Annotated in this window: 20 protein-coding genes; 12 read left to right on the forward strand and 8 right to left on the reverse strand. The window is 73.3% G+C overall.

Features of this window, described 5'->3' with window-relative positions; translation table 11 throughout:
- Positions 1–27: 27 nt before the first annotated feature.
- Positions 28–990 (reverse strand): ABC transporter ATP-binding protein, encoded by a 963-nt coding sequence (locus tag ACIA5F_RS26665; protein ID WP_399357173.1) that lies wholly within the window; start codon positions 988–990, stop codon positions 28–30.
- A 134-nt stretch (positions 991–1,124) separates the two neighbouring features.
- Here ACIA5F_RS26665 and ACIA5F_RS26670 point away from each other — a divergent pair, with 134 nt between their 5' ends.
- The 6 genes from ACIA5F_RS26670 (at position 1,125) to ACIA5F_RS26695 (ending at position 6,125) form a co-directional block, all read left to right on the forward strand.
- Positions 1,125–1,817: an ABC transporter permease gene (locus ACIA5F_RS26670; protein ID WP_399357175.1), complete on the forward strand. Its 693-nt coding sequence runs from the start codon at positions 1,125–1,127 to the stop codon at positions 1,815–1,817.
- A 3-nt stretch (positions 1,818–1,820) separates the two neighbouring features.
- A complete protein-coding gene (locus tag ACIA5F_RS26675; RefSeq protein ID WP_399357177.1) occupies positions 1,821–2,486 on the forward strand; it encodes an ABC transporter permease in 666 nt (221 codons plus the stop codon).
- Positions 2,487–2,611: 125 nt separating this feature from the next.
- On the forward strand, positions 2,612–3,604 hold the full coding sequence (locus ACIA5F_RS26680; protein WP_399357179.1) for an ABC transporter substrate-binding protein: 993 nt from the start codon (positions 2,612–2,614) through the stop codon (positions 3,602–3,604).
- Positions 3,605–3,896: 292 nt separating this feature from the next.
- Positions 3,897–5,171 (forward strand): hypothetical protein, encoded by a 1,275-nt coding sequence (locus ACIA5F_RS26685; protein WP_399357181.1) that lies wholly within the window; start codon positions 3,897–3,899, stop codon positions 5,169–5,171.
- Between the two features lie 175 nt (positions 5,172–5,346).
- Positions 5,347–5,865: a hypothetical protein gene (locus tag ACIA5F_RS26690; RefSeq protein WP_399357183.1), complete on the forward strand. Its 519-nt coding sequence runs from the start codon at positions 5,347–5,349 to the stop codon at positions 5,863–5,865.
- Entirely contained in the window at positions 5,862–6,125 is a 264-nt protein-coding gene (locus ACIA5F_RS26695; RefSeq protein WP_399357185.1) for a hypothetical protein, read from the forward strand. The genes ACIA5F_RS26690 and ACIA5F_RS26695 overlap by 4 nt, the downstream gene beginning before the upstream one ends.
- A gap of 231 nt (positions 6,126–6,356) precedes the next feature.
- Here ACIA5F_RS26695 and ACIA5F_RS26700 read toward each other — a convergent pair whose 3' ends face one another.
- Together ACIA5F_RS26700 and ACIA5F_RS26705 are read right to left on the reverse strand one after the other, a co-directional pair.
- Positions 6,357–6,572 (reverse strand): hypothetical protein, encoded by a 216-nt coding sequence (locus tag ACIA5F_RS26700; RefSeq protein ID WP_399357187.1) that lies wholly within the window; start codon positions 6,570–6,572, stop codon positions 6,357–6,359.
- A gap of 144 nt (positions 6,573–6,716) precedes the next feature.
- The gene (locus tag ACIA5F_RS26705) at positions 6,717–7,859 is read right to left on the reverse strand and encodes an NADH-quinone oxidoreductase subunit D (RefSeq protein WP_399357189.1); all 1,143 of its coding nucleotides are present in this window, start codon (positions 7,857–7,859) and stop codon (positions 6,717–6,719) included.
- Positions 7,860–7,900: 41 nt separating this feature from the next.
- On the opposite strand from ACIA5F_RS26705, the gene ACIA5F_RS26710 reads away from it, so the two are divergent.
- Together ACIA5F_RS26710 and ACIA5F_RS26715 are read left to right on the forward strand one after the other, a co-directional pair.
- Positions 7,901–8,395 (forward strand): PH domain-containing protein, encoded by a 495-nt coding sequence (locus ACIA5F_RS26710; protein WP_399357191.1) that lies wholly within the window; start codon positions 7,901–7,903, stop codon positions 8,393–8,395.
- Positions 8,392–9,783: a PH domain-containing protein gene (locus tag ACIA5F_RS26715; RefSeq protein WP_399357193.1), complete on the forward strand. Its 1,392-nt coding sequence runs from the start codon at positions 8,392–8,394 to the stop codon at positions 9,781–9,783. The genes ACIA5F_RS26710 and ACIA5F_RS26715 overlap by 4 nt, the downstream gene beginning before the upstream one ends.
- Before the next feature lie 81 nt (positions 9,784–9,864).
- On the opposite strand, the gene ACIA5F_RS26720 is transcribed toward ACIA5F_RS26715, so the two are convergent.
- Positions 9,865–10,575, reverse strand: coding sequence for a response regulator (locus ACIA5F_RS26720; protein WP_399357195.1), 711 nt, complete (start codon positions 10,573–10,575; stop codon positions 9,865–9,867).
- 85 nt (positions 10,576–10,660) lie between these two features.
- Complete coding sequence (locus tag ACIA5F_RS26725; RefSeq protein ID WP_399357197.1) at positions 10,661–11,860, reverse strand: sensor histidine kinase; 1,200 nt, start codon at positions 11,858–11,860, stop codon at positions 10,661–10,663.
- A 123-nt stretch (positions 11,861–11,983) separates the two neighbouring features.
- Between ACIA5F_RS26725 and ACIA5F_RS26730 the strand changes: the two genes are divergently transcribed.
- Positions 11,984–13,015: an SAM-dependent methyltransferase gene (locus tag ACIA5F_RS26730; protein ID WP_399357199.1), complete on the forward strand. Its 1,032-nt coding sequence runs from the start codon at positions 11,984–11,986 to the stop codon at positions 13,013–13,015.
- A gap of 353 nt (positions 13,016–13,368) precedes the next feature.
- On the opposite strand, the gene ACIA5F_RS26735 is transcribed toward ACIA5F_RS26730, so the two are convergent.
- Together ACIA5F_RS26735 and ACIA5F_RS26740 are read right to left on the reverse strand one after the other, a co-directional pair.
- A complete protein-coding gene (locus tag ACIA5F_RS26735) occupies positions 13,369–14,919 on the reverse strand; it encodes a M28 family metallopeptidase (protein ID WP_399357201.1) in 1,551 nt (516 codons plus the stop codon).
- A gap of 260 nt (positions 14,920–15,179) precedes the next feature.
- The gene (locus ACIA5F_RS26740; RefSeq protein ID WP_399357203.1) at positions 15,180–16,304 is read right to left on the reverse strand and encodes a DUF5937 family protein; all 1,125 of its coding nucleotides are present in this window, start codon (positions 16,302–16,304) and stop codon (positions 15,180–15,182) included.
- Between the two features lie 188 nt (positions 16,305–16,492).
- Here ACIA5F_RS26740 and ACIA5F_RS26745 point away from each other — a divergent pair, with 188 nt between their 5' ends.
- Positions 16,493–16,714, forward strand: coding sequence for a hypothetical protein (locus tag ACIA5F_RS26745; RefSeq protein ID WP_399357205.1), 222 nt, complete (start codon positions 16,493–16,495; stop codon positions 16,712–16,714).
- 104 nt (positions 16,715–16,818) lie between these two features.
- Here ACIA5F_RS26745 and ACIA5F_RS26750 read toward each other — a convergent pair whose 3' ends face one another.
- Complete coding sequence (locus ACIA5F_RS26750; RefSeq protein WP_399357207.1) at positions 16,819–17,556, reverse strand: GntR family transcriptional regulator; 738 nt, start codon at positions 17,554–17,556, stop codon at positions 16,819–16,821.
- 108 nt (positions 17,557–17,664) lie between these two features.
- Here ACIA5F_RS26750 and ACIA5F_RS26755 point away from each other — a divergent pair, with 108 nt between their 5' ends.
- Both ACIA5F_RS26755 and ACIA5F_RS26760 read left to right on the forward strand, forming a co-directional pair.
- Positions 17,665–18,030 (forward strand): hypothetical protein, encoded by a 366-nt coding sequence (locus ACIA5F_RS26755; RefSeq protein ID WP_399357209.1) that lies wholly within the window; start codon positions 17,665–17,667, stop codon positions 18,028–18,030.
- Positions 18,031–18,342 (forward strand): hypothetical protein, encoded by a 312-nt coding sequence (locus ACIA5F_RS26760; protein WP_399357211.1) that lies wholly within the window; start codon positions 18,031–18,033, stop codon positions 18,340–18,342.
- Positions 18,343–18,403 lie beyond the last annotated feature (61 nt).

Consider the following 18,403-nt stretch of genomic DNA (forward strand, 5'->3'; position numbering starts at 1 on the left):
GGTCGGTCCGGGGTCAGGCGCCCGGGGTCAGGCGGCGGGCGGTCGCGCCCGGCGCAGGGCCCGGTGGACGCCCTCCGGGGTGAGGACGCCGACCAGCGCGCCCGAGTCCGGGTCCGTGACCCCGATCCGGCCCGAGTCCTCCTGGAGCAGCGCCGCGAGCGCCTCGCGCAGCGAGGAGCCCAGGGCCACCGCCGTGGCCGGGGCCGGTCCCCGGGCCGCCGCCAGGTCCGCCGCCGCGACCGGGGTGACCGCGAGCCGCCGCAGCCCCCGGTCCGCGCCGACGAACCGTGCCACGTACTCGGTGGCCGGGGCCCCCAGCACCGCCGCCGGGCGGGCGAACTGCTCGATGGTCCCCGCGCCGTAGACCGCGATCCGGTCACCGAGCCGGACCGCCTCCTCCAGGTCGTGCGTGACCAGCAGGATCGTCTTGCGCACCGTCCGCTGCAGGGCCAGGAACTCGTTCTGGAGCCGCTCGCGCACCACCGGGTCCACCGCGCCGAACGGCTCGTCCATCAGCAGGACGGGCGGGTCGGCGGCGAGCGCGCGGGCCACCCCGACCCGCTGGCGCTGCCCGCCGGAGAGCTGGTCGGGGTAGCGGCCCCCGTACACGGCCGGGTCCAGCCCCACCAGGTCGAGGAGCTCGGCCGCCCGCGCGCGGGCCTTCGCCTTCGGGGTGCCGGTCAGCCGTGGCACGGTCGCCGTGTTCTCCAGCACCGTCTTGTGCGGGAACAGCCCGACCTGCTGGATCACGTACCCGATCCGGCGGCGCAGCTCGACCGGGTCGGCCGCCGCGATGTCCTCGCCGCCGAGCAGGATGCGGCCGGAGGTCGGTTCGATCAGCCGGTTGACCATCTTCATCGTGGTCGTCTTGCCGCAGCCGGACGGACCCACGAGCGTGACCAGCTCGCCCTCCGCCACCTCGAAGGAGAGGTCCTCGACGGCGGTGGTCCCGTCGGGGTAGGACTTGGTCACGTGCTCGAATCGGATCACACGCCCATCTTTCCGTACGCGCGTCCGGGGATTGTGAAGGGCGTGTTGCCCGGCCGCGAAGGATTCCGGTCATTGTCGGTGCCGGGGGTTATGGTCGCTGTTGTACGCGTGTTCGGTGACAGGGGGTGAGGGGCATGGCAGGGCAGAGCTGTCTGGTGGCGAACGACTGGATCTGCTGGGAGTACGTCACCTCCCGCTCCCAGGAACTCACCGAAGCCACGCTCGAACACGTCTGGATCACCGGGGCGTCGGTGCTCATCGGCCTCGCCGTCGCCCTCCCGCTGGCCCTGCTGGCCCGCCGGGGCCGCCGCTGGGCCGCGCCCGTCCTGGGCCTGACCACCCTGCTCTACACGGTCCCCTCGCTCGCCATGTTCTCCCTCCTGCTGCCGGTCTTCGGCCTCTCCGCCGCCCTCGTGGTGACCGGCCTGGTGCTGTACTCGCTGACCATCCTGGTCCGCAACGCGCTGGCGGGCCTCGAAGCCGTCCCCGAGGAGGTGCGGGAGGCCGCGCGCGGCATGGGGTACGGCCCCCGGCGGCTGCTCTGGCAGGTCGAGCTGCCGCTCGCGCTGCCCGCGCTCCTCGCCGGCGTCCGCATCGCGACGGTCTCCACCGTGGCCCTGACCACCGTCGGCTCCATCGTCGGCAAGGGCGGTCTCGGCAACCTCATCGCCCCGGCCGTGAACAGCTCCTTCAAGGCCCAGGTGCTCACCGCCTCGGTGCTGTGCGTCCTGCTCGCGCTCCTGGCCGACCTGCTGCTGCTCGGCGTACAGCGGCTGCTCACACCGTGGACGCGCGCCGCGCGCCCGGCCGGGGCCAAGGGGGTCTGAGTCATGGGAGTACTGGGAGAAGCCTGGTCCTGGCTGGCGGACGGCGCCAACTGGTCCGGTGAGAACGGGGTGTGGCACCGGCTCGGCGAGCACGTCTACGTCAGCGGGATCGCCCTCGCGATCGCCTGCGCGGTGGCGCTGCCCGTCGGTCTCCTCCTCGGCCACCTCGGCAAGGGCGGCACGCTGGCGGTGAACATCTCCAACATCGGCCGGGCCGTGCCCGTCTTCGCGGTGCTGGCGCTGTTCATGGTCTCGCCGCTGCGCAACGCGGGCTACCTGCCGACCATCGTCGCCCTGGTCCTGTTCGCCGTGCCCCCGCTGCTCACCAACGCGTACGTCGGCATGCGCGAGGTCGACCGCTCGGTGGTGGAGGCGGCCCGGGGCATGGGCATGTCGGGCGGGCAGCTCTTCTGGCGGGTCGAGCTGCCGCTCGCGCGCGGGCTGGTGACGACGGGCCTGCGCTCCGGCGCCGTCCAGGTCGTCGCCACGGCCACGATCGCGGCGATGGTCGGCCAGGGCGGCCTCGGCCGGATCATCACCGCGGGCTTCAACACGTACAACACCCCCCAGGTCGTCGCGGGCGCCCTGCTGGTGGCGGCGCTGGCGCTGCTGGTGGAAGGCGTACTGGTGGCGGCCGACCGGCTGTTCCCACGTCCGGCCGGGCGTTGAGCGGGCCCGCCCCGCCCGTGCCCGGCATCCCGTGTCCGGCGCCCGGCGTCCCGGGCCGGGCCTCGCCCGTCCGTTCTTCCCTGTTCTTCCGTCGTCCCCTGTTCCCTGCCTTGAAGGAGCACATCATGAGCAAGTCCACACGCGTCCTCGGCGCGGCCCTGGGCGCGGTGGCCCTGACCGCGTCGCTCACCGCGTGCGGCGGCGAGAGCCTGGAGAAGAGCAAGGACAGCGGCTCGGCCCCGTCCTCCCCCTCCGCCGACGGGGGCAAGGGCCGGCTGGTGGTCGGCTCGGCCGGTTTCACCGAGTCCAACGTCCTCGCCGAGATGTACGCCCAGCTCCTCAAGAACGCGGGCTACGCCACCTCGATCACCACGGTCAGCAACCGTGAGCTGTACGAGCCGTCGCTGGAGAAGGGCGAGATCGACGTCGTCCCCGAGTACGCGGCCACCCTCGCGGAGTTCCTCAACGCCAAGGTGAACGGCCCGAAGGCGCCGGAGGACGAGCCGGTTGCCTCCAGCGACGTCACGGCGACGGTCGCGGCGCTGGAGAAGCTGGCCGCGCCGCTCGGCCTCAAGGCCCTCCCGGCGGGCTCGGCGGTCGATCAGAACGCCTTCGCGGTGACCCGGGAATTCGCGCAGAAGAACAACCTGAAGACCCTTTCCGACCTCGGCAGGTCCGGACTGAAGGTGAAGATCGCGGCGGGCGACGAATGCGCCGTCCGGCCCTTCTGCGCACCGGGTCTGACGAAGACGTACGGAATTCAGGTGGCCGGCATCGACCCGAAGGGCGTCGGCACCCCGCAGGCCAAGCAGGCGGTCAAGGACGGCACGGACCAGGTGGTCCTGACCACGACCACGGACGCCACGCTCGACAGCTACGGCCTGGTCCTGCTGGAGGACGACAAGAAGCTCCAGAACGCCGACAACGTCCTGCCCGTGGTCAACGCCAAGGACGCCGGAACTCCCGAGGTCGCGGCGGCGCTCGACAAGCTGACCAAGGTGCTCACCACGGCCGACCTGGCCGGCCTGAACCTCAAGGTGGACGCGGAACGCGCCAAGCCGGCGGACGTGGCGAAGCAGTACCTGGAGTCCAAGGGCCTCCTCACGAAGCAGTCATGACCCGACCGAAACCGGGCGAGGTCTGATCGCAACGCGATCGAAGCTTGATCGAAAAAGCTGACGGATAGTCGAAAAGGATTCGAAGGCGGATTCGAAGGCGGATGCGAAGGCGGATGCGAAGGCGGATGTGAAGGCGGATGCGAAGGCGAACCGGGCAGGGCCCGGAAGGAAGGTGAGGGGGCGTCGGAGGAGGGCCGGAGAAGAGCCGTAGGGGAAAGCGCGCGTAACCGCCCGGGAACAGTTTCCCGGGTGGGTACCCCATACGGCCTCGACGCCCTGTAAATTTCAGGCCATGCCCCGTGGACGCCACCGCAATCCTGAACCCCTGCACCGGCTGCTCACGCCGACGACCGTGGCCGGTGTGTCCCTCACCAGCGCCGGAGCGGCCTGGCTGCTCGTGGAACCCCTGACGCTCCGCCTGCTCGTGGCGCTCACGGCGGCGACCGGTGTCGCCGGAGCCGTCGTCATGCGGGCCTGGGACCGATCGGCGGGGCGCCGCGTGGCGGAACTCACCCGCGACCGGGTCAAGGACGAGTGGAAGACGGACGAGCGGATAGCCGAGCTCGAATCCGAACTCGAAGAGGCCCGGCTGCTGCGTGCCCGGCTCGACGCCAAGCTGCGCGCCAAGCGGGTCGAGCTCGCCGGTCTACGCGGCGAGCACGCGGCGCTGCTGCGGCGTTACGCGACCGCCGAGACCGAACGGGCCAGCGCGCTCGAAGGCCGCAGGCTGCTGGCCATGGAGGCCGCCGCGGCCCCGGAACCAGCCCGGACCAAGTCCCCGGCCGCGTCCCCCGCCAAGCCTGCGGCCGGCTCCGAGGTCACCTCTCCGGCCGGGCCCGCGGCCACGTCCCCGGCGGGGTCCCCGGTCGCGAAGGAACTCCCGCCGGTCTCCGACGAGCGGACCGCCGCCGGAGCGGCCACCCCGGTCGGCTACGCCCGTGCCAACGCGGCCCTGGGTGCGCTGACCCGCCGCGCGGAGCCCGGTACCCCGCCCGGTGACGGTCCCGGCCCGGCGGGCCCCCGGCACACCGCCCCGGCGGCCGTGACCGTGGCGCCCGCGGCCCCGGCTCCGGCGGCTCCGGCTCCGGCGGCCGTAGCTCCTGCGGCTCCTGCGGCTCCTGCGGCTCCTGCGGCTCCTGCGGCTCCTGCCACGGTGACCCCGGAGCCCGGGACGCCTGCGGCCCCGGCGGCTGTGGTTCCCGCCGCAGCGGTTCCCGCCGTAGTGGCCCCGGCGGCCGTGGTTCCGCGCCGGGCGGCGCCGGTGGCCCCGTACGCGGCCCCGCGGCGCACGGCCTCCCGCGTCGAGGGCGGCTTCGACTTCTTCGGCACCAAGACGGCCGCGCAGGCCCGTTCGGTGATCGAGGCGGTCCAGAACGAGGACCTGGCCGACGTGGTCGGCGCGGAGGCCCTCGCCGCGCACAAGGCGGAGTCGGACCGGACCGTCTCCGGCCCGGAGTACAAGCCGGTCACCCCCGAACACCGCGCGGTGGGCCAGGTCATCGACCTGACGGCCCACGACGAGACCGAGCCGATCGACGTGGCCCGCCTGCGCACCGCGATCTCCTAGGAACAGCCCTTCCGGGCTCTGTCGCCCGATCGTGTGAGGCGGCCTGGTTCCCCGTGCCGGTGCCCGGACCGAGTTGTACGGTCCGGGCACTTGTAGTGCCTTCCTGAGGGAAGTGGGGCCGGGCATGGCTGGGTGGACGGGGCCGGTGTGGAGCATCCCCTTCGTGGGGGGGCGTGTGGAGATCCCATCGAGCGTGGGAGGGGTCCGCGCCACCCTGGACGGCGAGGCGCTGGCGGAGTTCGAGGCCGAACTGGCCCGGACCCCGGCCAAGCTCCTCGTGTACGTGATCCTTGCCGGGGCTCTGCCGCCCGGTGCCGAAAGCGCGGACGGGGTGACGGTCGCCCGGCTGCGCGGCGGTGACTTCACCGGCGTCCTGGACGAGGACGGCAAGCCGGTCTCCCCGACGCATCCGCCGCTCGCGGCGGGCGAGGTCGCGTCCCCGGTGTGGTTCATGGGCTTCTCCATCGGGTCGAAGACGTTCCCGGCGACCCTCGACGGCGTCCGCGCCGTCCTGGACACCGGGAAGCTGGCGGAGTTCGAGGCGGACATCGCTGCTACGCCGGGGCACGAGCTGGTCTATGCCGCCTTGCGCTGGGGGTACCCGCCGGAGGATCTGGCCGAGGAGGACGCCCTGATCGCGGAGTTGAAGGCCGCCGAAAAACGTGCGGCCGACAACGGGGCGGAGGGCGCATGAGCCGCTACCGCATCCAGTACGCGGGCGTGGCCGAGAAGGTGCGTAACGAGATGCCCGTGGCGTTCCGCGCCCGGTTCGATGCCGCGATGGCATCCACTCCGGCGAACGACCCCTACGGGCACGGCTCCAAACCGGCGGTACCCGGACAGGAGCCGACCAGACGACACGCGACCATCGCGGGCGCGATCGTCCGTTACTACATCGGCGGGCCGCCTTGCCTCGTCGTCACGGCCGTCAAGATCGTCCACGGCGGCTCGTAGCGCCGCGCGCTAGTGCTGTGACCGGAAAGGTTTGCCGGTAGGCCCGCGGCGTCCGGTGCGACTGCGTTCGCTGCGCTCACTTCGTCTCGGCTCTTGCCTTGATCCTTCGGATGCCGAGCGCATCGCAAGGCGGAGGGTCACGGCTTGTACTGGATGTACTTGCGTGGTCCGACAACGCGGCGAGGCGCCGTGCCGGGCGTCGAGGGCCGGTGAACCTTTCCGGTCACAGCACTAGAACAGCGGGAGCTGGCCCGGGAGGGTGGACAGGACGTAGCCGTCCAGGGTCGGGGCCGAGGCGCCGAGCACCACCCGGGCGCGGGAGCCGGGGCAGGAGATCAGGTCGGCGCGGACCCGCCCGCCCGGCGGGTCGTGGCGGGCGATCCGGCCGGAGGTGACGGCGCAGTCACGGCCGCAGGCGGGGCAGGCCCGGCGGGGAGAGTGGGACATTCCCCCAGTCTGCCCTGCGCCGCCGACAGCCACGCCGCCGGCCGGTCCTCCCGTCGGCCTCCGGCCGTTCCCGGCCGGGTCTCGAACCGGATTCCACCGGCCGTCGACCGGAGGCCCCGCCGCGCCGGGAAACGCGTCGCCCGGCTACTTGTCGATGTCCCCGACCACGAAGAACAGCGAGCCCAGGATCGAGACCATGTCCGCGACCAGCTGCCCCGGCAGCAGCACCGCCAGCGCCTGGATGTTGTTGTACGAGGCGCTGCGCAGTTTCAGCCGGTACGGGGTCTTCTCGCCCTTCGAGACGAGGTAGTAGCCGTTGATCCCGAGCGGGTTCTCGGTCCAGGCGTACGTGTGTCCCTCGGGCGCTTTCAGCACCTTGGGCAGGCGCTGGTTGATCGGTCCCGGCTCCAGCTCGTTCATCCGGTCCAGGCAGGCCACGGCCAGGTCGAGCGCGTTGTGGGTCTGGTCCAGCAGGCATTCGAAGCGGGCCAGGCAGTCGCCCTCGGTCCGGGTGACGACCTTCAGGACGTCCTGGAGCTCGCCGTAGGCCAGGTACGGCTCGTCGCGGCGCAGGTCGAAATCGACTCCGGAGGCGCGGGCGACCGGCCCGGAGACCCCGTACGCGTGGACCGCCTCGGCGGACAGGACGCCGACGCCGCGGGTCCGGCCGCGGAAGATCTCGTTGCCGTGCACCAGCTTGTCGTACACGTCCATGCGCGTCCGGACGTCGGCGACGGCGGCGCGGGTCCGGCCGAGCCAGCCGGCCGGGAGGTCCTCCTTGAGGCCGCCGACGCGGTTGAACATGTAGTGCATCCGGCCGCCGGAGATCTCCTCCATGACCGCCTGGAGCTCCTCGCGCTCACGGAACGCGTGGAAGATCGGGGTGATTCCACCCAGTTCGAGGGGGTATGACCCGAGGAACATCAGGTGGTTCAAGACCCGGTTCAGCTCGGCGAGCAGCGTCCGCATCCACACGGCCCGCTCGGGGACCTCCATGCCGAGCATCCGCTCGACCGCCATCACCACGCCCAGCTCGTTCGAGAACGCCGACAGCCAGTCGTGGCGGTTGGCGAGCATCACGATCTGGCGGTAGTCGCGGGCCTCGAAGAGCTTCTCGGCGCCGCGGTGCATGTAACCGACCACCGGGTCCGCGCTGACGATCCGCTCCCCGTCCAGGACGAGGCGCAGGCGCAGCACACCGTGGGTGGAAGGGTGTTGCGGGCCGATGTTGAGCACCATGTCGGTGCTCTCCGCCGCGCCGCCGATGCCGACCGTGGTCTCCGTCATGCGCGCATTCTCTCAGCTTCGCCCAGCCCTAGGCTGGACGCATGACGGAGACCGGGACGACAGAGGGGACGGGTGGTCCCGTGTGGGTGGGGCTGCCCGGCGGGCTGCTCACCCTGCGGCGGCTGCTGCTGGTGATCTGGACGGTGGCGCTGGGGGCCGCCACGGGCGTGCTGCTGGGCGTGCTCGCGGGCCCGGTCTGGGCCGCGGCCGGCGCGTTCTGGCTCGCCGTGCTCGGCTGGGGCTGGGTCGTGCTGGCCCGCAACTGGCGGTCCTGGCGCTACGCCGAGCGCGCGGACGACCTGCTGATCAGCCGGGGCGTGATCTGGCGGGAGCAGACCGTGGTCCCGTACGGGCGGATGCAGCTGGTCGAGGTGACCTCGGGGCCGCTGGAGCGCCGGTTCGGGCTGGCCTCCGTACAGCTGCACACGGCCGCCGCCGCGACGGACGCCAGGATTCCCGGGCTGGTCCCGGCCGAGGCGGAACGGCTGCGGGACCGGCTGACCGCGCTCGGCCAGGCCCGGTCGGCGGGCCTGTGAGCACCCCGGCCGATCCCCCGTCGCCCGCGTCCGCCGCGGAGCCCCTGGCCGCGTTCGCCGCGCCCGTGCCGCCCGTGCCCGTCCCGCTCGTGGCCGCCTCCGCCGAGCGGCGGCTGCACCCCTTCACCCCGCTGCGCCGCGCCTGGGTGCCGATCGCGGCGACGGTCGGTCTGGTCGCCCAGCAGGGCGACCGGGCGGCGGAGTGGATAGCGGACCTGTCCGGCCCGCTGCGGGCCGCGGCGGTGGTGGCCCTGATCCTGGTCTTCGGCGGGTACGGGTTCCTGAGCTGGTGGTTCACGCACTTCGCGGTCACCGACACCGAGCTGCGCATCCGCAGCGGGCTCTTCTTCCGGCGCACCGCGCACATCCGCCTCGACCGGCTCCAGGCCGTGGACGTCACCCGTCCGCTGCTGGCCCGGCTGACCGGGGTCGCGAAGCTGCGGCTCGACGTCATCGGCACCGAGGACAAGGACGAGCTGGCCTTCCTCGGGGAGAAGGACGCCGTCGCGCTCCGCGCCGAACTCCTCGCCCGCGCGGCGGGCTTCGCCCCCGAGGAGGCGGTGGCCCTGGGCGAGGCGCCGCAGCGGGGGCTGCTCCGGGTCCGCCCGCGGGAGCTCGTCGTCTCGCTGCTGCTGAGCCTCGGCGTCTGGGCGGCCCTGGCCGGCGGGCTCGCCGCGCCCGTGGCCGTGTGGTGGGTCAGCTCCAGCCTCTGGGCGGGCGTCGTGGCCCTGCTGCCGATCCTCGGCGCGGCCTGGGCGGTCAGCGGGGGCCGCTTCCTCACCGAGTACGACTGGACGGTCGCCGAGTCCCCGGACGGGCTGCGGCTCGACCACGGGCTGCTGGACCGGGCCCACGAGACGGTGCCGCCGGGGCGCGTGCAGACCGTACGGATCGTGGAGCCGCTGCTGTGGCGGCGGCGCGACTGGGTCCGGGTGGAGCTGTCGGTGGCGGGTTCGAAGAACGACGTCCTGGTCCCGGTGGCCTCACGGGCCGACGCCCACGCGGTGATCGCGCGGGTCCTGCCGGGGGTGGACCTGGCCGGGCTGGCCTTCACCCCCTCGCCGGGGACCGGGTCGCGGTGGGTGGTCCCGGTGTGGTGGAAGGGGTACGCGCTGGCCGTCTCCCCGGACGTGTTCGCGGCCCGGCACGGCCGTCTGTGCCGCCGGACGGAGATCGTCCCGCACGCCAAGGTGCAGAGCGTCCGGCTGACGCAGGGGCCGTGGCAGCGGGCCCGGGGAGTGGCCGACCTGCACGTGGACACCGGGGCCAATGCCACGGTCACCGCCCGGCTGCGGGCCTCGGCCGAAGCGGCGGCCCTGCTCCAGGCCCAGGCGGCCCGCTCCCGCACCTCCCGCGCCACCGCCCGCCCGGACCGCTGGATGACCTGACCGCCGGACGACCTGGGCCGCCGGGCGGGGCGGGGCGGGGCCCCGGCCGGCGGGGCCGTGCGCGCGGCGGGGCCGTGGGGGCTACGCGGCTCCGGCGTTGCCGCCCGCGCGGACCAGGCCCGTCTCGTACGCCAGGACCACCACCTGGACCCGGTCGCGCAGGCCCAGCTTGGTCAGGATGCGGCCCACGTGGGTCTTGACCGTCGCCTCCGAGAGGACCAGCCGGGCCGCGATCTCGCCGTTCGACAGCCCCTGGGCCACCAGCAGCATCACCTCGCGCTCGCGCTCGGTCAGCCGCTCGACCTCCTTGTTCTGCGGCTCCTGCGAGCTGCTCGGCAGCATCGGGGCGAACCGGTCCAGCAGGCGCCGGGTCGTGGACGGGGCCACCACCGCGTCGCCGCTGTGCACCGAGCGGATGGCCGCCAGCAGCTCGGCCGGCGGGACGTCCTTCAGCATGAAGCCGCTCGCGCCCGCCTTCAGCCCCGAGAAGGCGTACTCGTCCAGGTCGAAGGTGGTCAGGATGATGACCTTGGGGTGGCCCTCCTGCGCGCAGATCCGGCGGGTGGCCTCGACCCCGTCCATCCGGGGCATGCGGACGTCCATCAGCACCACGTCCACCTTGGTCGCGGCGAGCACCTCCAGCGCCTCGCCGCCGTCGCCCGCCTCGGCGACGACCTCCATGTCGGGCTGGGCGGCGAGCACCATCCGGAAGCCGGTGCGCAGCAGCACCTGGTCGTCGACGAGCATGACTCTTACGGACCGTTCCGGCGAAGGCGCATCAAAGGCAGTCATACGGTCAGAGTACGCAGTCGGGCAGGGCCGCAGGCGGGCCCGGGAGGCCGGGGCCGCCGGAGCGGGCCGGACCCGACGGACGGTGTCAGCCCGGCTTGAGCGGGAGGAGGGCGCTGATCCGGAAGCCGCCGCCCGGCCGGGGGCCCGTGTCCAGGGTGCCGCCGACCATGCCGATGCGTTCGCGCATGCCGATCAGGCCGTGCCCGGCGCCGTCCGCGCCGCCGTCCTCGTACAGCTCGTGGGCCGCGCCCCGGCCGTCGTCCTCGATCAGCAGGCCGAGGCCGTCGTCGAAGTAGACCAGCCGGACGCTGGCCCTCGCCTCCGGGCCGCCGTGCTTGCGCGTGTTGGTCAGCGCCTCCTGCACGATCCGGTACGCGGTCAGCTCGACGCCGCTCGGCAGCCGTCGCGGGGCCCCCTCGACCTCGAAGTCCACCGCGAGCCCGGCCGCCCGTACCTGCTCGACCAGGAACTCGATCTGTTCGACGTCCGGCTGCGGCACGTAGTCCTCGGACTCCTGCGGCTCGCCCGTGCGCAGCACGCCCAGCAGGCGCCGCATCTCCGCCAGCGCCTGGCGGCCGGTCCCCGAGATGGTCCGGAGCGCCTCCTTGGCCTGCTCGGGCGCCGCGTCCATGACGTACGCCGCCCCGTCCGCCTGGACCACCATCACCGAGACGTTGTGCGCGACGACGTCGTGCAGCTCGCGGGCGATCCGGGCGCGCTCGGCGGCGACCGCCACCTTGGCCTGGGCCTCGCGCTGGTTCTCCAGCCGCTGGTTGCGCTCGACGAGCTGGGCGTAGTAGGCCCGGCGGGTGCGCAGGGAGTCGCCCATCACCCAGGCCAAGGCGAAGGGGACCATGACGAAGAAGACGAAGAAGAGGTTCTCCGTGGTGTTCGTGCTTTTGTCCGCGCCGAACCGCAGGAAGTACAGGGGGGAGGCCAGCAGCCCGGTGCCGAGGGCGAGGCGCGAGAACCAGCGGGGGACGTCGCCCGCGGCGACGGTGAAGAGGACGACCAGCAGCGCGAAGTCGGCGAACTGCGCGGTGACACCGAGGGCCAGCTGGTAGAGGCCCGCGCCCACGGCCACCCAGAACATCGGCCGGGTCCACCTGCGGCGCAGCGCCACGGCGGTGCTCAGCGCGAGCACGACGGGGACGGTGACGAGCCGCCGGCCCATGGAGTCGGCGCCCGCCGCCACCTCGGTCATCGAGATCCCGAAGACGAGGACAGCCCAGAAGGCGTCGACGCCCGTCGGGTGTCTGCGGAGGAACTCGTAGAAGCGCTGCACGTAACCCAGGGTAGGCAAAGGAGATAGGTGCTGGAGTCAACCACAGGTGCGATCCGCGGGGTGGGGGCGTACTCCCCAAGGTGGACGCCGAGATCCGGAAGCCACCGCATTAGCCTGGGACCGGTGAGCACTCAGGGAACGCAAGGGGCGCGGGGCGCACGGGGCGGGGACGCCGGTCCGGTCCGGTGGCGGGCGGCGACGGAGGCCGCGCTGTACGGGCCCGGCGGTTTCTACGTACGCCCCGGCGGCCCCGGGCCCGCCGGGCACTTCCGCACCTCCGTCCACGCCTCGGGGCTCTACGCGGGGGCCGTGGCCCGGCTGCTGCGCCGGGTGGACGGCGAGCTGGGGCACCCGGCGCGGCTGGACCTGGTCGATGTCGGGGCCGGGCGCGGCGAGCTGCTGGCCGGAGTGCTGGCCGCGCTGGAGCCGGAGGTGGCCGCGCGGGTGCGGCCGTACGCGGTGGAGCGGGCGGCGCGGCCGGACGGCCTCGACCCGCGGATCTGCTGGACCGCCGAGGTGCCCGAGCGGACCACGGGTCTCCTCTTCGCCAACGAGTGGCTGGACAACGTCCCGCTGGAGATCGCGCGGGACGGGCGGTACGTACTGGTCGCGCGGGACGGTACGGAGAGCACGGGTGGCCCCGTGGACGCGGCGGACCGGGCTTGGCTGGAGCGGTGGTGGCCCGGCGCGGGCCGCGCAGAGATCGGCCGGCCGCGCGACGAGGCGTGGGCGGCGGCCGTCGCCACCCTGGACCGGGGTCTGGCGGTGGCGGTGGACTACGCCCACACCCGGGAGGCGCGGCCCCCGTACGGCACGCTGACGGGGTTCCGCGCGGGCCGGGAGGTCGCGCCGGTCCCGGACGGGAGCTGCGATGTCACCGCCCATGTGGCGCTGGACGCCTGCGCGGGGCCGGGGGCGGTCCTGCTCACCCAGCGCGCGGCCCTGACCGCCCTCGGGGTCTCGGGTGCCCGGCCCCCGCTGGCCCTGGCCTCGACGGACCCGGTGGCGTACGTCCGGGCCCTGGCGGCGGCGGGCGAGGCGGCGGAGCTCACGGCCCGCGGCGGCCTCGGCGACTTCGGCTGGCTGGTCCAGCCGGTCGGCATCCCCGCCTGGCCGACCCCGGGCGGGTACCGGGCCCCGACCCCGGGCGAGTGACGGGCCGGGGGTGCCCGGCCGCCGCCGCCCCGGGCGGGTGTTTCACGTGAAACACGCCCGGACCGGCCTGGTTTCACGTGAAACGGGACGGCTGGGCTGCCCGTGTTTCACGTGAAACACCCGCCCGGGTCCGGGCGCCCCGGCCCCACCACCGCACGGCCCCGCCACCGCACGGTCCGGTCCGGTCCGGCCCGTCCCGGACATGCGGGAGGGGCCGGAATCCCCCCACGGGTTCCGGCCCCTCCTCACCTCGGCGCCCGGGTTGCCGCTACGGCAGGGCCGCCGCGGCCGGGCCCGTCCGGCCGGGTGGTCCCACCGAGGTCCCGCGCGGGCCGCGCGGGACCTCGTAGGTCCTACTCCCGGACGTCGTCGTGGCCGGTGTGCAGGCCGCCGCCGCTGCCCGAGCCGGTGCTCGGCTGCGAGGTGACCGGACGCGAGAGCGGGGCCAGGTCGTAGGCGTAGTGGCCGACCGCGTCCGCGATGATGTCGACGTTGATGTCGAGCGCCTTCTGGTCGATGTTGTTGATGTCATCGCCCTTGGCGTGGTAGTTCGGGTCGTAGGCGACACCCGCCTGACCGCCGAACTTCGCGGCCTGCTCCGGCGTCTTGATGCCCTCGGCGCCCGTGAAGGTGCCGCCGGACGGGATGCCCACCGCGATGAACGGGCCGTAGTCCGAGCGGCCGGAGAAGTCCGTGCCCTCGTGCGGGATCTTCTTCGAGTCGAGGAAGTCGGTGATGCCCCGCTCGATCTGGGCGGAGCCCGCCGGGCCGGGGCCCGCGCCGGTCGCGTCCGAGTCGTCGCCGTCGTAGACGAAGTACGCGGCGTTCGGCGAGGCGATCATGTCGAAGTTCAGGTAGAGCTTGATCTGCTGCTTCTGCGCGTCCGTGAGCGAGGCGACGTACGCTTCCGAGCCGAGCAGGCCGTTCTCCTCCGCCGACCACCAGCCGAACTTGACCTTGTTCTTGATCTTCGTCTGCTGGCTCGCCAGGCGCTGCGCGACCTGGAGGATGCCGGCCGAGCCGGAGCCGTTGTCGTTGATGCCCGGACCCGCCAGGACCGAGTCGAGGTGCGCGCCGAGGAAGACGGTGTTGTTCTCGTCGCCGCCGCGGGTCTCCGCGATCACGTTGTACGTCTTGCGGGTCTCGCGGAGCTGGCGGATGTCGAGGGTCAGCTCGACCGGTCCGGCCGCTGCCTCGGCGGCCAGGCGGACGCCCTCGGCCTGCGTGATGCCGCCGGTCGGGATCTTGCCGGAGTCGGGGTCGCCGATGGTGCCGGTCAGGACGCCGTCGGTGTTGTTGTAGATGATCGCGCCGACCGCGCCGGCCGCCGCCGCGTTCAGCTGCTTCACCGAGAAGGCGCAGCCGCCGCGCTTGATCAGGGCGATCTTGCCCGTGAAGGTCCCGGAGGCGAAGTCGCCGGGCTCGCAGCCGCTGGTGTTGTCCGCGTCGGCCGGGGCGACGGCGAGACCGGCCGTCACGCCCTCCTCCGGGCCGCTCGCGGTGTAGGTCATCAGGCGGATCGGGACGTCGCGCCCGTCCCCGCCGTTCACGCTGAGCTTCTCGGCGACCGTCTCGACGTACACGAAGTCGAACTCGTTCCTCGTGACCTGGTAACCGGCCCCGCGGAGCACGTTCTCGACGTACTGGGCGGACTGGAGGTGGCCCTTGGAACCGGCCGCGCGGTGGCCGTTGTTGTAGTCGGCTATCGACTGGAAGACCTTCAGGTGGCTGTTGGCACCCTTGCCGGTCGCATCCTTGACCAGCTTCTTCGCCAGCGCGTCGCCCTTGGCGGCGTCACTCTGGGTGGACCCGGAGGCACCGGCCGGACCGGCGAGCAGCAAGGGGGAGACGAGGGCCGCGACCGCCAGGGCGGCGGTCGCTGCGGCTATACGGCGTGAGGGCATGAAGGTCCTTCCACGACAAGGTGTGAGCGGAGCGGGCTGAGCGGGCCGAGCAGTCGAACGGGCGGAGCGGGCACAGCGGGCAGAACCGCGGGCAGGGCCGTGCGGATCAGGACAGAGAGCCGCCACCGGAGTGCGTGACGCGGGGAGCGGTGGACGCACGGTAGGCATCAACACGCCCTTCTGGCCAGAGGTTTCACTGATTCTGGTTTGTGAATTCCATATATCGGCGAGCCCGTTGAGGCGAGATCCGGCCATTTGCCCTACCGCAGGATGCCTTCGATGAAGTCCGATCCGATGCGCGCGACCACCGTCAGGTCCAGCTGGTGCTGGGCGTACCGCCCCTGACGCCGCGTGTGCAGCAGACCGGCCTTCTTCAGCACCGACAGGTGCCGTGACACCTCGGGCGCGGTGATCCCGCAGACGGTCGCCAGCTCGCTCGTCGTGTACGGGGCCCGCGCCAGGCTGCGGCACAGCCGCATCCGCATCGGGTGCGCCAGCGCCTCCATCCGCCGGGTGAGCATCTCCACCGAGCCGGGCACGGAGGCCGGCGCGGGGGAGCCCAGCGGGTAGTGGACCACCGGCCGCCAGCCCGGCGCGTGCAGGACGAGCAGGTGCGGCCAGCCGAAGTTGGTCGGGATGAAGACCAGCCCGGTGCCGGTGCGGGGGTCGTTCGCGCTGGTCGAGCCGTTGACCATCTTGTCGGCGGTGATGGTCGTGCGTTCCTCGTCCACGCTCAGCGCCGCCGACACCTGCGCCAGCGCCGCCGGGAGGCCCTTGTGGCGCAGCACCTGGGTCTTGTGCCGGGCGTCGGCGCTCTGCTGGGGCTCGATCCGCTTCCAGGTCTCACCGAAGAACGCCTCCTCGCAGTCCTCCAGGAGCCGCCGCAGCCAGACGCGGACCGAGGCGGTGTCGTCCAGCAGCCGCAGGGAGAAGTCCAGCGGCCGGGGACCGCGGGCGGCGGCGATCTCCAGCGCCCTGGCCCGCGCCGCCGGGTTCCTGAGCGGCGAGGGAGCGCCGCCCTCGTGGTGCAGGGCCAGCCAGCAGTGCTCCAGGGCGGCCGCCACGAACCGTTCGTCGTCCATCCGGTCGAGGACGTCGAGCTCCTCGGCCAGGGTCGCGGCGGGGCGTCCCGTCCCGCCGGGGGTTCCGGCGAAGGGCATGAAGATGTCCGCGAAGGAGCTGCGCCACATGAAGTCGGCCTCCAGCAGCCGGTCGGCGAGGCAGGGGTCGAGCGCGGCGGTGGTGGCGGTGGTCCAGGAACCGAGTCCGGGGTGGTGGGAGGGCTGGGAGAGCGCGTGCAGGGCCATGCAGAGTTCGGCGAGGGGGGAGGGCGTGAAGGAGATCTGCTCGACGGGGAGCCCGGCGATGTCTATGGTGACGCTCATCGCCCCATTCTGCCGGGGAGCCCCCGTTCCGGCAGGCGGGGTACGCGCTGGTGAGCGGCTGTGCGGGGGTGCCGCGCCGGGGCCGGACGGGGTACCCGGGGCCGACGCCGCCGGGCGGACCGGCGGCAGGACCGGCGGGGAACGCCGACCGGCGCGCGGGGTGGGGCCGACGGGGTGAGGGTGGAGGCATGACCGCCATCGAGCAGTACCTGATCGACACCTACCGGGCCTCGGGGCAGGGCGCGCCGATGCCCCCGCCGCCGGGCCGTGACGACCTGGCCGTGCTGCGCGCGGTCCGCTCGTACGCGCGGTTCCGGGCCGTGCTGGAGGGCCGCCCGGCCCGGCACCCCTGGCGGGCGGCCCTGCGCCGGCTGCTGCACCGCTCCCCGGGCCGCCCCGGCCGCTGCTGAGCCGCCCCGGTCCCGCCGGGTACGTGTCCGGGTCCGGGCGCGGCAGAGCGGCTGCCGTCACCCGTCCCGGTCCCCGTCCCCGCCGAGCGGGGACGGGGGCTTCGTCACGTCCCGAAGGTGATCTCGTACGCGCTCTCGGCGCGCCGGTCGGCGACCATGATGTCGGCGGTCTCCACGGGGCGGCCGTCCCGGGCGTAGTGCGTCCGCTCGATCTGGGTGATGAGGTCGCCGACGCTGAGTCCGAGCAGGTTGGCCTGCTGCTGGGTCGCGCGGGCCGGGCGGGGGATCTCGACGGCCGAGGTGACCTCGACGCCGATCTCGCGCATCCGTTCGATCACTCCGGCGCCCTTGAGCGGGCCCATCTCCGGCAGGACCACGGGGGTCCGGTCGGTGATCGCCATCGGCTCCCAGGACTCGCAGATCTCGATGGGGCGGCCCTCGGCCAGGAACTCGTACGTGGTGACCACGCACGGGTCGTCCGGCGCGATGGCCAGCCGGGCGGCGATCCGCTCGGGCGCGGGCGTACGGGCCTTGGAGTGCGACTCCCAGCTCTCGCCCTTGCCGTCCCGGCCGCCGGCGCCGCTCAGCCGCCGCAGCCGCGAGCGCATGACGCGCATCCGCTTGCGGGGTGTGCGGACATAGGTGCCGGAACCGGCGCGGCCTTCGAGGAAGCCCTCGATGATCAGCAGCTCCATCGCGCGCTGCGAGACGCTCTGGCCGACCGCGTACTCCTCGGAGAACCGGGCTCTCGACGGCAGTCTCGTGCCGACCGGCCATTCACCGGCCAGAATCCTGGCCCGGAGTGCATCCGCCACCTGCAAGTACGCCGTATCACGGGCCATTTGAGCCGTCCTGTGCGCATCGTCGGGATTGACAAACCTAACGCATCAGGTCGAAGCTGACTCCTCAGAATTACGAGGAGTGATACATAGCGGCCCTGAGGGGGACCCGTGTGTTCCGCCGAGACACCAGCCGAGACCCGAGCCGCCGCGCTCGCCGCCCTGCTCACCGCCGCGACCGGCGTTCCGTCCCGGCTCGCCGCGACGGGCGCGGGCATCCGCGTCGAGGCCGACCTTCCCACCGAACTGCCCCCGGTCACCTTCGCGGCGATCCTCGACGCGCTCTCGGCCGGAGCCCGGTACGGCCACCAGCGGACCGACGTCGGGGACACCGTCTGGGTCGAGATCGACGACGAGTTCGACGACGAGCCCGTGACCGAGCCCGAGCCCGTGACCGTGACCGGCGACGGAACCGGAACCGGTGAAGGAACCGGAACCGGCGACGCGCACCACGACGAGACCGACCAGGAGGAGTGAGTGATCACAGCCGAGTTCGAGACCACGGTGACCGACGTCGTCACCTGCGAGGCGTGCTGGCGCGATCCCGTCCAGCTCGTCCGCCGGGTCGCGAGGTCCCCGCACCGGGACCTGCTGTGCGGCTCGTGCGCCGAACAGGAACACCCGGTCCGGGTGGAGCTCTTCCCGCCGCTGGGCGTCTACCGGCTGACCTGGGAGAAGGTCACCCTGGCCAAGCACCGGGCCCCGGGCCCCCCGCAGACCCCGCCGGACCCGGGCCCGCCCCTGCCCGGTCCGCCCCCGGCGCCCACCCCGGGACGGCCGCCCGTGTGACCCCGGGGCCGAGCCAGCCGTACGGGGCTCCCGCAGGAGCCCCGTACGGCTCGGCGCCGCC

This window comes from Streptomyces sp. NPDC051567 (genome assembly GCF_044454165.1).
In the GTDB taxonomy this organism is placed as follows: domain Bacteria; phylum Actinomycetota; class Actinomycetes; order Streptomycetales; family Streptomycetaceae; genus Streptomyces.

What these genes read in the sequence shown, in the direction of transcription:
- ACIA5F_RS26670 (WP_399357175.1), top strand. Translation starts at nt 1,125, where the DNA reads ATGGCAGGGCAGAGCTGTCTGGTGGCGAACGACTGGATCTGCTGGGAG.
- ACIA5F_RS26675 (WP_399357177.1), top strand. Translation starts at nt 1,821, where the DNA reads ATGGGAGTACTGGGAGAAGCCTGGTCCTGGCTGGCGGACGGCGCCAAC.
- ACIA5F_RS26700 (WP_399357187.1), bottom strand. Translation starts at nt 6,572, where the DNA reads ATGTCCCACTCTCCCCGCCGGGCCTGCCCCGCCTGCGGCCGTGACTGC.
- ACIA5F_RS26695 (WP_399357185.1), top strand. Translation starts at nt 5,862, where the DNA reads ATGAGCCGCTACCGCATCCAGTACGCGGGCGTGGCCGAGAAGGTGCGT.
- ACIA5F_RS26720 (WP_399357195.1), bottom strand. Translation starts at nt 10,575, where the DNA reads ATGACTGCCTTTGATGCGCCTTCGCCGGAACGGTCCGTAAGAGTCATG.
- ACIA5F_RS26735 (WP_399357201.1), bottom strand. Translation starts at nt 14,919, where the DNA reads ATGCCCTCACGCCGTATAGCCGCAGCGACCGCCGCCCTGGCGGTCGCG.
- ACIA5F_RS26750 (WP_399357207.1), bottom strand. Translation starts at nt 17,556, where the DNA reads ATGGCCCGTGATACGGCGTACTTGCAGGTGGCGGATGCACTCCGGGCC.
- ACIA5F_RS26685 (WP_399357181.1), top strand. Translation starts at nt 3,897, where the DNA reads ATGCCCCGTGGACGCCACCGCAATCCTGAACCCCTGCACCGGCTGCTC.
- ACIA5F_RS26745 (WP_399357205.1), top strand. Translation starts at nt 16,493, where the DNA reads ATGACCGCCATCGAGCAGTACCTGATCGACACCTACCGGGCCTCGGGG.
- ACIA5F_RS26710 (WP_399357191.1), top strand. Translation starts at nt 7,901, where the DNA reads ATGACGGAGACCGGGACGACAGAGGGGACGGGTGGTCCCGTGTGGGTG.
- ACIA5F_RS26705 (WP_399357189.1), bottom strand. Translation starts at nt 7,859, where the DNA reads ATGACGGAGACCACGGTCGGCATCGGCGGCGCGGCGGAGAGCACCGAC.
- ACIA5F_RS26740 (WP_399357203.1), bottom strand. Translation starts at nt 16,304, where the DNA reads ATGAGCGTCACCATAGACATCGCCGGGCTCCCCGTCGAGCAGATCTCC.
- ACIA5F_RS26680 (WP_399357179.1), top strand. Translation starts at nt 2,612, where the DNA reads ATGAGCAAGTCCACACGCGTCCTCGGCGCGGCCCTGGGCGCGGTGGCC.